We start from the raw sequence: 12108 nt of genomic DNA on the forward strand, positions 1-12108 counted from the left end.
GAAAATTTAATTCATATTTGTCTTTGCCAAGTCCTATTCGTGACAGATCAAGACAGGAACCCACCGTCGACGTTGAGCGCCACGCCTGTGGTATAGCTCGACGCTTCACTGGCGAGATACAACACGGCGCCTGCCATTTCGCTCGGTGCCGCGACTCGCTTGAGCGGGATCTGCGCGAGCGCCATGTTCAGGATGGCGTCATTTTTGACCAGCGCCGATGCAAACTTGGTGTCAGTGAGTCCGGGCAGCAGCGCGTTGCAGCGAATGCCGAATTCCGCGCATTCCTTGGCGAACACCTTGGTCATGTTGATCACTGCGGCCTTGGTCATCGAATAAATGCCTTGGTAAGCGCCCGGTGACACGGCGTTGATCGACGCCACGTTGATAATGCTGCCGCCGCCCGTTTCACGCATCAGCTTGCCGGCTTCCACCGACATGAAGAAATAACCACGGATATTGACGTCGACGGTCTTCTGGAACGCGCTCAGGTCGGTGTCCAGTACGTTACAGAACTGCGGGTTGGTAGCGGCGTTGTTAACCAGAATGTCCAAACGTCCGAACTGCTCGCGAATCTGGGCGAACACGCTGTTGATCTGTTCCATCTCGCCAATGTGACACGCGATTGCAGTGGCTTTGCCGCCCTCGGCGTTAATGGCGTCAGCCACGACCTGACAGCCATCGATCCTGCGGCTGGACACGATGACGTGAGCGCCTTGTTGTGCTAGCAATCGGGCAATCGCTTCACCAATTCCGCGGCTGGCACCTGAAACGAAGGCGATCTTGCCGTCGAGGTCGAAGAGTTGGGTTCTGGACATGTCGTTTCCTTGTAATGAGGGCATCAAAGGCTGGACTTGGCGATGACGTTCAGGCTCATCTGCTCAAGCAGTTTGTTCATATGAATGAACGGGGCAAAGCGCTTGTCTTGAGTCTGGCCATGATAAAACCGGTAGTAAATCTGCTGCACGATCCCGGCCAGGCGGAACAGCCCGTAGGTGTAATAAAAGTCGAAGTTGTCGACGCGGATGCCCGAACGTTCTGCGTAGTAGTCGACGAATTGCTGACGGGTCAGCATGCCTGGCGCATGGCTGGGCTGGCGTCGCATCAATTGCACCGTCGCCGGGTCGTCGGCCTGGATCCAGTACGCAAGGGTGTTGCCCAGGTCCATCAGCGGATCGCCCAGCGTGGTCAGCTCCCAGTCCAGCACACCAATAATGCGCATCGGGTTTTCGGGATCGAGGATGACGTTGTCGAAGCGGTAATCGTTGTGCACGATGCTGGACACCGACGAGTCGGCCGGCATCTTGGCGGCCAGCCACGCCTTGACCTGCTCCCAGGCGGGCGCGTCAGGGGTCATGGCTTTCTCGTAGCGCTCGGTCCAGCCCAGAATCTGGCGCTGAACGTAGCCGTGCGGTTTGCCCAGATCAACCAGGCCGCAGGCCTGATAATCAACCCGGTGCAGATCGACCAGTTTGTCGATGAAGCTCTTGCAAAGGTCTTCAGTCTGCTGGGCGTCCAGACCCAGTGCGGGGGGTAGATCCGAGCGCAGGATGATGCCCTTGACGCGCTCCATCACGTAAAACTCCGATCCGATCACCGTTTCATCGGTGCAATGCAGGTAGGCTTGCGGGCAGTACGGAAAGGCGTCCTTGAGCTGATTGAGAATGCGGTACTCGCGCCCCATGTCATGCGCCGATTTGGCTTTGTGCCCGAACGGCGGCCGACGCAGCACCAGCTCCCGCCCGGGATACTGAATGAGGTAGGTGAGGTTCGATGCGCCCCCCGGGAACTGACTGATAACCGGGGCACCCTGCAGGTCCGGGATGTGGTTTTTGAGATACGGATCAATCAGCGCGACGTCGAGCTCTTCGCCGCTACGAATCTCGGTGGACTGGTCAGTCAACGCCATGCTTATCCCTTTTGCTTATTATGGTCAGCCCGAATCACTGAGTAATCTAATGACTGGACGGCTCGCTCACAACGGTCAAACCGCGTTATAGGTTAGCGTGTTGCCGGCTGATCAGCGGCCTTGATTGCTGCTTGTCAGTTCGCAGGCCAAAAAAAAACCGAAGCCGGCGGGCTTCGGTTTTCGACATCTGTTGCAGACCGCCTGGTACTTAAACCGGGAACAGTTCGCTCAGTTTCATGGCCAGCATCATGTCGCCTTCGGCGCGCAGCTTGCCGCCCATGAAAGCCTGCATGCCGTCGGTTTCGCCGCTCACGATACCTTTGAGGGTCTGGCTGTCCATCACCAGTGTGACGTTGGCATCAGGGTTTTCACCTTCCTGCAGGTCACAGGTGCTGTCTTTGACGATCAGCGCGTAGTACTTGTCTTCGTCGGTAATGTGGAAACCGAAGACCAGGTCCAGGCCTGCAGCGGCGCTTGGGTTGAACTTGGCTTGCATGGTTTTCACGGCGTCGGCTGTTGAGGTCATGTCTTGATCCTTTTGTGGTGGTCCGGTTTTGGTAATGCTGTGCCTGCCGGGCACGATGGGCCGGGCTCAGCGATAAGTGATGAGTTCCGGCGCCTTCAGCAGTTGCAGGTGCGTATAACTGTTGAAAGAAGCCAGCGTGACTTCGTTGCCCCTGAATCCAAGCTTGTGCAACGAAGTATTGACGATGTGCCAGTTGAGCTCGAACGCCTGTTGCGCAGGCATTCCTGTGATCAGATGCAGCAGTGCAGTAATGGTGCCGCCGGATGTGAACACGGCGATTCGCTCGTTTGCAGCTGCGCTTTCGATGATCCTGTCCAGCCCGGCTTTCACTCTGGCGACAAAACCCAGCCAGCTTTGCAGGCCGAGGGTGTCATGCCGACCAGCGATCCAGCGGCCGATGATCAGTGAGAATAGCCGCTGAAATTCTGCACGGTTATTGGCTGCGTCCCGCAGGATATCCAGTGCGGTGGGTTCTTCAGCCAACATGGCAGGTATCAGCGCACGCATGACACCTTCGGCGTCGAACTCATCGAACGCGCTGTCGATGTGCAACTGCGGAACGTCCAGGCCCGCTTCGGCAAATTGCGCCATTGCATGGTGTGCGGTGTCTTTCTGGCGGTGCAGATCTCCTGATATGCAGCGATCGAACCTGATACCCAGATCGGCCAGGTGGGCACCGACAATGTGTGCCTGACGAATGCCCACTGGCGACAGGACGTCGTAATCGTCTGCACCAAATGAGGCCTGGCCATGTCGTATCAGGTAGATGCTGCCCACGTCCGTGTCGTCTCGGTACGTTGAAGGTCTGGCGAGGTTATGAGGGATGCCGGGGAGCTGTCAATAAAAAACATACGCTCGTTTGAAATCACCGTTTTAATGGCTTGTAACCCTTGTCGCTGGTGATCGCAAGTGTGCGTCGGTATGCTGGCGACATCGCGGCCCTTGATTGGTAAGGGCGCAATGCAAGTGAGGAATATCCGTGGAGTTCGTTGTCGATTACGCCAGTTTTCTGGCCAAGACCGTCACGCTGGTGATTGCCATCGTGGTGGTGCTGGTTGCCATCGCGTCAATGCGGGGCAAGGGACGTCGCAAAACGGCCGGGCAACTTCAGGTCACCCGGCTCAATGATTTCTACAAAGGGCTTCGCGAGCGCCTTGAGCAATCCCTGCTGGGCAAGGAGAGCCTCAAAGCGTTGCGCAAGGAGCAGGCCAAAACCCTGAAAAAAGAAAAGAAGAACAAGCAACAGGCCGAGGCAAAAGCCCGCGTCTATGTGCTGGACTTCGACGGTGACATCAAGGCCTCTGCGAACGAAAGCATGCGTCACGAAATTACGGCCTTGCTGACCCTGGCCACCGACAAGGATGAAGTGGTGCTGCGCCTTGAAAGCGGTGGGGGTATGGTTCATAGCTACGGCCTGGCCTCTTCGCAATTGGCGCGCATCCGGCAGGCGGGTATTCCGCTGACCATCTGCATCGACAAGGTTGCGGCCAGCGGCGGCTACATGATGGCGTGTATTGGCAACAAGATCATCAGCGCACCGTTCGCGATTCTGGGGTCCATCGGCGTCGTTGCGCAGTTGCCCAACGTGAACCGTCTGCTGAAGAAGCACGACATCGATTTCGAAGTGCTGACGGCGGGTGAGTACAAGCGCACGCTGACCGTGTTTGGCGAAAACACCGAGAAGGGCCGGGAGAAGTTTCAGCAGGATCTGGACATCACTCACGACCTGTTCAAGAACTTCGTTGCCAGCTATCGTCCGCAACTGTCCATTGATGAAGTGGCGACCGGTGAGGTCTGGCTGGGCATGGCTGCGCTGGACAAGCAACTGGTCGATGAACTTAAGACCAGTGACGAGTACCTGGCCGAACGCGCCAAGGAAGCGGACGTTTTCCACCTGCATTACGTGCAGCGCAAGAGCCTGCAGGAACGCATGGGTATGGCGGCGGCGGCATCGGCAGACAGCTTGATGGCCAAGTGGTGGGGGCGATTGACGCAGCAGCGGTTCTGATAACAGCCCGGTTCTGCAAATGAAAAGCCCGGACCTTCAATGAAGGCCCGGGCTTTTTGGTATCACCGGATCAGCGTAATCAGCGGCGACGGAACAGGGGCAGCGGCTCGTCGGTGGCGGCCTGATAAGTCACTGAGAAATCCTTCAGGCCCTCCAGCGCTTCGTACGGGTCTTTGTCGGCACGTACCGCAAACGCATCGAAGCCGCAGCGGCGCATGTAGAACAACTGGTCACGGAGCACATCGCCAATGGCGCGCAGCTCGCCCTTGTAGCCGTAACGGTCGCGCAGCAGGCGGGCGTTGGAAAAGTTGCGCCCATCGGTAAACGCCGGGAAATTCAGGGCAATGACCTGAAACTGATCGACGTCGTCACCGATTTCTTCGGCTTCTTCGTCGCTGTCCAGCCATACACCCAATCCGCCGTCGCGAGCCTTGAGGGCGTGACCGTGCTCGCGCCACAGCACCAACGGCACAATCAGGTCATCGCAGTTGGACAGGCTGTCGAAGGTCGTATCCTTGGGCAGCAGGTGCCAGGTTTCGTCGATGACTTCGTTGTTCTTAATGATTCGCTGCATAGACGCGCTCCTTGAAAGGGTCAATGCCAATTCGCTGATAAGTGTCGATGAAGCGCTCGTCTTCGTTGCGTTTCTCGACGTAGACGTCGATCAGCTTCTCGATCACATCGGGCATGGCGTCCTGAGCGAACGACGGGCCGAGGATCTTGCCCAGGCTGGCGTCGCGGCTGGCGCTGCCCCCCAGCGAAACCTGATAAAACTCTTCGCCTTTCTTGTCCACGCCCAGAATGCCGATATGGCCAACATGGTGGTGGCCACAGGCGTTCATGCAGCCGGAAATGTTCAGGTCCAGTTCGCCGATGTCGAACAGGTAGTCCAGATCATCGAAGCGACGCTGGATCGATTCTGCAATCGGGATCGACTTGGCGTTGGCCAGCGAGCAGAAGTCGCCGCCCGGGCAGCAGATGATGTCGGTCAGCAAGCCGATGTTCGGTGTCGCGAAGCCGTTTTCACGCAGCTCGTTCCACAACGTGAACAGTTCGGTCTGCTCGACGTCCGCCAGAATGATGTTCTGCTCGTGGGAGGTACGCAGTTCGCCAAAGCTGTAGCGATCGGCCAGATCGGCGATGGCGTCCAACTGTTTGTCGGTCACATCACCCGGTGCAACGCCGGTCGGTTTGAGCGACAGGGTGACGGCCACATAGCCAGGCTTCTTGTGCGCGAACACGTTGCGTTGACGCCAGCGAGCGAAGCCTGGGTGCTGGCCATCCAGCGCGGCCAATTCGGCGTGCTGATCGGCCAGAGCCTTGTATTGCGGGTCGATGAAATGCTTCGAAACGCGCTCAACCTCGGCTTCGGTCAGTGTGGTCTGGCCGCCGCGCAGGTGAGTCATTTCCGCTTCGACTTTCTCGGCGAACACTTCAGGGGTCAGCGCCTTGACCAGGATTTTGATCCGCGCCTTGTACTTGTTGTCACGACGGCCATAGCGGTTGTACACACGCAGGATGGCGTCCAGATAACTCAACAGGTCCTGCCACGGCAGGAATTCATTGATGAAGGCGCCGACGACCGGCGTACGGCCGAGTCCACCGCCGACCAACACGCGAAAACCCAACTCGCCGGCTTCGTTGCGCAGCGGCTCAAGGCCGATGTCATGCACTTCGATGGCTGCGCGGTCGCCGCTTGAACCATTGATCGCAATCTTGAACTTGCGCGGCAGGTAGGCGAATTCTGGATGGAAGGTCGTCCACTGACGCACGATTTCGCACCACGGACGAGGATCGACCAGCTCATCTGCGGCAACGCCGGCAAACTGATCGGTGGTCACGTTGCGCAGGCAATTGCCGCTGGTCTGGATGGCGTGCATCTGCACGGTGGCCAGTTCAGCCAGAATGTCCGGTACGTCTTCCAGGGCAGGCCAGTTGAACTGCACGTTCTGGCGGGTGCTGATGTGGGCGTAACCCTTGTCGAAATCGCGGGCAATCTTCGCCATCATGCGGGCCTGGCGCGACGTCAGTTGGCCATAAGGAACGGCCACACGCAGCATCGGTGCGAAACGCTGGACATACAAACCGTTTTGCAGGCGCAACGGTCGAAACTCTTCCTCGCTCAGTTCCCCGGCCAGGTAGCGTCGGGTCTGATCCCGGAACTGCTTGACGCGGTCCTCGATGATCCTCTGATCGTAATCGTCGTATACGTACATATAGGTCCTGTTCTCAGGCTTCGTAATGAAGCCGTGCCTCTAATGGGCATTGCTTCATCTGATCAATTCTGCGCGCACGGTCGCGCACTCCCTACGGAGCGGAGGCGAAGATAGCAGTTCGCGGATATCGATAAAAGTGATGTTTATATATATGCAAATCACTAAAAGCGATAAGCAATGAGGCACGCCAGGCAAGACCCTGCTTGCTGTGTGGGCAAGTATCGGCTTAACTGGTTTCTGACCGATGCCTGAAGATCCTGCTTCAGTCTTTTCATGTGCAATCACCCATAAGACCGACAAGAGGCGATGCGATGAGTAAGCACCCTAAAACGACTAAACCCGACAGCTCCGTTGATGCCTGGGCGATTCTTTTCATTATCCTGTTGGCTGTCGGTGCGGCTGTGTTCTGGATCAGCGGAAGATAGGTGGCGCACAAAGAATTGTCTGCGCGCCCTCCAGCACCCTGCAGTTGCAGCCGATAGATCTGCCATAGCGCAATCATTCTGTTGCTCAAGGTCTGGATATATGAAGGTGTCAGTGGTCCGTCTGGCAGTCCTGCTGGGCTGCATGTGGGCGAGTTCGGCGTGGGCAGCGACGGTCGTATTTATCAGCCCCGGCACGGAAAGCGACGGCTATTGGCGCAGCTATGTCCGTGTCATGCAGTCGGCGGCTCGCACGACGGGCATGACATTGACCGTGCTGTATTCCGATCGGGACACCCGCAAATTGCTGGCGATGGCGCGCGAAACGTTGCAAGGCAGTTCGCGTCCCGACTATCTCGTGTTCTCAAACGAGCTCAACGTCGCGCCTGAGATTCTCAGGTTGTCGTTGGGCAGTCGCGTAAAACTGTTTGCCGTCAATAACACCCTGACAGCGGATCAGGTACGCATTCTGGGTGATCTTCCCACGCGTTATCCGGACTTCATCGGCAGCCTGGTCGGTAACGATGAAGAGGGCGGTTACCTGACGGCCAAACGCCTGATCAGCCTGTATCCGCACCCTGCGCCGGGTGAAGTGATCGAGATGCTGGCTTTTTCCGGCACCAGTACCACGCCGGTTTCTCTGTACCGTGAGCAAGGCTTGCGCCGTGCGCTCTCTGAGCACCCCGAAGTCCATTTACGGCAGATTGTGTTGGGAGGCTGGCAGCGACATCGCGCGCTGGAGCAGGCGCGCGTGCTGTTCAACCGTTATCCCGATATTCGCCTGATCTGGTCCGCCAATGAGCAAATGGCCTTTGGGGCTATGGATGCGTTGCGGGAGCGGGGTGGCCAGCCGGGCCGGGATATGCTCTTCAGCGCCATTAATGGCACATCAATGTCGCTTCAGGCGCAACTGGAAGGGCGTCTTAGTGTGGTTGCCACTGGCCATTTCACGCTGGGTGGCTGGGCGATCATCCTGCTGCATCGCTACGACACGGCGCATCGGCAAACCCGCATGCAGACGGGGGCCAGAACCGTTGAAGTGCTGCATCTGGTTGAGCGAGAGGATGCTAAACGGTTTCTGGAGGCCACTCGCGGCGAAGGCTACCGGCTCGACGTTCAGGCGTTCAACGTGAACGCGTCAGGCGAAGACTCGCCGTTTTCCCTGAAAAACATGCTGCCGACCGGTCAGCCCAACGCCAGATAAAGCAATTCGTCGCCGGATTGCCCGGCGACGCTCTGACGTTGCGCGGTTACTCGTCGTAGCCCAGGTTCGGGGCCAGCCAGCGCTCGGTCACGCTCAAGTCCTGGCCTTTACGAGCGGTGTAGCTCTCGATCTGATCCTTGTCGATCTTGCCGACCGCGAAGTACTGCGCCTGCGGGTGGGCAAAGTACCAGCCGCTGACGGCCGCCGCAGGGAACATGGCGTAGTGCTCGGTCAGGAACACGCCGCTGCGGCCTGGTGTATGTTCAGGCGTACCTTCAGGCAACGGGTCTAGCAGGGTGAACAGGGTGCCTTTTTCGGTGTGGTCCGGGCAGGCCGGATACCCCGGAGCAGGGCGGATGCCCATGTACTGCTCTTTAATGAGCGCCTCGTTGTCCAGCGCCTCGTCCTTTGCATAGCCCCAGTAATCCTTGCGTACCTGCTGGTGCAGCCATTCGGCGCAAGCCTCGGCAAGGCGGTCGGCCAAGGCCTTGACCATGATCGAGTTGTAGTCGTCGCCGTTGTCCTGGTAAGCCTTGGCCACTTCTTCGGCACCGATGCCGGCAGTGGTGATGAAGCCTCCGATGTAGTCGGTCAGGCCGCTGCTCTTGGGTGCGACGAAGTCCGCCAGCGAGAAGTTCGGCTTGCCGTCGGGCTTGATGGTCTGCTGGCGCAGGTGATGCAGCTTTGCCAGCGGCTTGCCGTCGTCGCCATAGACTTCCAGGTCGTCGTGATCGACCTGATTGGCGGGCCAGAAGCCGAACACGGCGCGAGCGCTGATGAGCTTTTCGTCGATCAGCTTGCGCAGCATCTGCTGGGCATCGGCGAACAGCGCGGTGGCGGCCTCGCCCACGACCTCGTCGGTCAGAATGCGCGGGTATTTGCCCGCCAGGTCCCAGGAGATGAAGAACGGCGTCCAGTCGATATAGTCGGCCAGTACGTTCAGGTCGATGTCGTTCAGCACGCGAGTGCCGGTAAACGTCGGCTGGGCAGGGGTGTAATTTTCCCAGTCGAACTGTGGCTTCTTCGCCACCGCGGCACCGTAGCTCAGGCGCTCTGTGCGCGAGCTGCGGGCCGAGGTGCGCTCGCGCACTTCGATGTATTCCAGGCGCGTCTTCTCGATGAACGCAGGCTTGAGCTCCTTGGACAGCAACTGAGTGGCAACGCCCACGGCACGGGAGGCGTCGGTGACGTAGATCACCGCATCGTTGCTGTACTTGGGTTCGATCTTGACAGCAGTGTGCGCCTTGGAGGTGGTCGCGCCGCCGATCATCAGCGGCAAGTGGAAGTCCTGACGCTGCATTTCCCGGGCGACATGGACCATTTCGTCAAGCGACGGGGTGATCAGCCCGGACAAACCAATGATGTCGCACTTTTCTTCGCGGGCCACCTGCAGGATTTTCTCTGCGGGGACCATCACACCCAGGTCGACGATGTCGTAGCCGTTGCAACCCAGCACCACGCCAACGATGTTCTTGCCGATGTCATGCACGTCACCCTTGACCGTGGCCATCAGGATCTTGCCCTTGGCTTCCGGCTTGTCACCTTTTTCCAGCTCGATGAACGGGATCAGGTGCGCCACGGCCTGTTTCATCACGCGGGCGGATTTGACCACCTGCGGGAGGAACATCTTGCCAGAGCCGAACAGATCGCCGACCACGTTCATGCCCGACATCAGCGGGCCTTCGATCACCTCGATAGGACGGTTGAACGACTGGCGAGACTCCTCGGTGTCTTCCACGATATGCGTGGTGATGCCTTTAACCAGAGCATGTTCCAGGCGCTGATTGACCGGCCAGTTACGCCACTCTTCGGTTTCCGCTTCCTTGACGCTGCCATCGCCCTTGAATTTGTCGGCAATCGCCAGCAACGCGTCGGTGCCGTCGGCTGTGCGGTTGAGTACCACGTCTTCCACGCAGTCGCGCAGCTCTGCCGGGATCTGGTCGTAGATTTCCAGCTGCCCGGCGTTGACGATACCCATGCTGAGGCCGTTGCGGATCGCATGCAGGAGGAACACCGAGTGAATCGCCTCGCGCACCGGGTTGTTGCCCCGGAAAGAGAACGACACGTTGGACACTCCACCCGACGTCAGTGCATAGGGCAGCTCGTCGCGGATGTAGGCACAGGCGTTGATGAAGTCGACCGCGTAGTTGTTGTGCTCTTCGATGCCGGTGGCAATGGCGAAGATGTTGGGGTCGAAGATGATGTCTTCAGGCGGAAAGCCCACTTCGTTGACCAGAATGTCGTAGGAGCGTTTGCAGATTTCCTTCTTGCGCGCCTCGGTGTCGGCCTGGCCCTGTTCATCGAAGGCCATGACCACCACGGCAGCGCCGTAACGTTTGCACAGCCTGGCGTGATGAATGAACTGCTCGACGCCTTCCTTCATGCTGATGGAGTTGACGATGCCCTTGCCCTGAATGCATTTGAGGCCCGCCTCTATCACTTCCCATTTGGAGGAGTCGATCATGATCGGCACGCGAGAGATATCCGGCTCGCCTGCTATCAGGTTGAGGAAGGTCACCATCGCCTTCTTCGAATCCAGCATCCCTTCGTCCATGTTGATGTCGATCACCTGGGCACCGGCCTCGACCTGCTGCAAGGCGACTTCAAGCGCTTCGGTGTAGTTGTCTTCACGAATCAGGCGGGCGAAGCGGGCTGAGCCGGTGATGTTGGTGCGCTCGCCGACGTTGACGAACAACGACTGGCGATCAATGGTGAAAGGCTCAAGGCCTGACAGGCGACAGGCTTTGGGAATGTCCGGAATCTGGCGCGGCGCATAACCGGAAACCGCCTGGGCGATGGCCTTGATATGAGCAGGCGTCGTGCCGCAGCAGCCGCCGACGATGTTCAGAAAACCGCTTTCGGCGAATTCCTCGATGATTTTCGCGGTCTGGCTCGGCAGCTCGTCGTATTCGCCGAAGGCATTGGGCAGGCCGGCGTTCGGGTGTGCGGACACATGGGTGTTGGCCTTGTTGGCCAGTTCCTGCAGATAAGGACGCAGTTCGCTGGCACCCAATGCGCAGTTCAGACCCACCGAGATTGGCTTGGCGTGGCTGATAGAGTTCCAGAACGCCTCGGTGGTCTGTCCGGACAGGGTGCGGCCGGACGCATCGGTGATGGTGCCGGAAATCATGATCGGCAGTTCGAAGCCCACTTCTTCGAACACACCTTGCACGGCGAAAATCGCGGCTTTGGCGTTGAGGGTATCGAAAATGGTTTCGATCAGGATCAGGTCTGCGCCGCCCTCGATCAGGCCGCGGGTGGCTTCGGTGTAGTTTTCCACCAGTTCGTCGAAGGTGACGTTGCGATATCCGGGGTTGTTGACGTCGGGCGACAGCGAACAGGTGCGGCTGGTCGGGCCGAGGACCCCGGCCACGAAGCGCGGCTTGTCCGGGGTTTCCAGAGTCTTCGCATCCGCCACTTTGCGCGCCAGGCGAGCGCCTTCGACGTTCAGCTCATAGACGATGGATTCCATGCCATAGTCGGCCTGAGAAACCTGAGTGGCGTTGAAGGTGTTGGTCTCAAGGATGTCGGCCCCGGCATCCAGGTATTCCTTCTCGATGGCGCCGATGACGTCGGGGCGGGTCAGGATCAACAGGTCGTTGTTGCCTTTGACGTCGCTGGGCCAATCGGCGAAACGCTTGCCGCGATAGTCCTGCTCTTCAAGCCTGTAGCTCTGGATCATGGTGCCCATGCCGCCATCAAGGATCAGGATCCTCTGTTTCAGAGCGTTGAGAAAGGCTTGATGGCGGGCGCTGCGGTCAGACATGAGGGCTACCTTGAGAAGGTCGATACGTAAAGAACGGGATAATAGCAAACCGGAACGGAT

At 58.5% G+C, this 12108-nt stretch carries 9 protein-coding genes; 2 read left to right on the forward strand and 7 right to left on the reverse strand.

The annotated features are described in order from the left end of the window. Positions 1 to 47 precede the first annotated feature (47 nt). From ALP40_RS05695 to ALP40_RS05710, 4 genes are all read right to left on the reverse strand, one after another. Entirely contained in the window at positions 48 to 815 is a 768-nt protein-coding gene (locus tag ALP40_RS05695) for an SDR family oxidoreductase (RefSeq protein ID WP_122207283.1), read from the reverse strand. Between the two features lie 23 nt (positions 816 to 838). After that, complete coding sequence (locus ALP40_RS05700) at positions 839 to 1906, reverse strand: phosphotransferase family protein (RefSeq protein WP_122207284.1); 1068 nt, start codon at positions 1904 to 1906, stop codon at positions 839 to 841. Between the two features lie 208 nt (positions 1907 to 2114). After that, complete coding sequence (locus ALP40_RS05705; RefSeq protein WP_004884937.1) at positions 2115 to 2432, reverse strand: SCP2 sterol-binding domain-containing protein; 318 nt, start codon at positions 2430 to 2432, stop codon at positions 2115 to 2117. 66 nt (positions 2433 to 2498) lie between these two features. After that, entirely contained in the window at positions 2499 to 3209 is a 711-nt protein-coding gene (locus tag ALP40_RS05710; protein ID WP_122207285.1) for a histidine phosphatase family protein, read from the reverse strand. Positions 3210 to 3411: 202 nt separating this feature from the next. On the opposite strand from ALP40_RS05710, the gene sohB reads away from it, so the two are divergent. After that, the gene (gene sohB, locus ALP40_RS05715) at positions 3412 to 4440 is read left to right on the forward strand and encodes a protease SohB (protein WP_122207286.1); all 1029 of its coding nucleotides are present in this window, start codon (positions 3412 to 3414) and stop codon (positions 4438 to 4440) included. A gap of 79 nt (positions 4441 to 4519) precedes the next feature. Here the strand turns inward: sohB and ALP40_RS05720 are convergent, their stop codons facing one another. Together ALP40_RS05720 and ALP40_RS05725 are read right to left on the reverse strand one after the other, a co-directional pair. Next, the gene (locus ALP40_RS05720; protein ID WP_122207287.1) at positions 4520 to 5014 is read right to left on the reverse strand and encodes a DUF934 domain-containing protein; all 495 of its coding nucleotides are present in this window, start codon (positions 5012 to 5014) and stop codon (positions 4520 to 4522) included. Beyond that, complete coding sequence (locus ALP40_RS05725; protein WP_025995614.1) at positions 4998 to 6656, reverse strand: nitrite/sulfite reductase; 1659 nt, start codon at positions 6654 to 6656, stop codon at positions 4998 to 5000. The genes ALP40_RS05720 and ALP40_RS05725 overlap by 17 nt, the downstream gene beginning before the upstream one ends. 525 nt (positions 6657 to 7181) lie before the next feature. Here ALP40_RS05725 and ALP40_RS05730 point away from each other — a divergent pair. Continuing rightward, entirely contained in the window at positions 7182 to 8282 is a 1101-nt protein-coding gene (locus tag ALP40_RS05730) for an ABC transporter substrate-binding protein (protein WP_122207288.1), read from the forward strand. Between the two features lie 46 nt (positions 8283 to 8328). Here the strand turns inward: ALP40_RS05730 and metH are convergent, their stop codons facing one another. Further along, on the reverse strand, positions 8329 to 12048 hold the full coding sequence (metH, locus tag ALP40_RS05735) for a methionine synthase (protein WP_122207289.1): 3720 nt from the start codon (positions 12046 to 12048) through the stop codon (positions 8329 to 8331). Positions 12049 to 12108 lie beyond the last annotated feature (60 nt).

This window comes from Pseudomonas viridiflava (assembly GCF_003702045.1).
GTDB lineage: Bacteria > Pseudomonadota > Gammaproteobacteria > Pseudomonadales > Pseudomonadaceae > Aquipseudomonas > Aquipseudomonas viridiflava_C.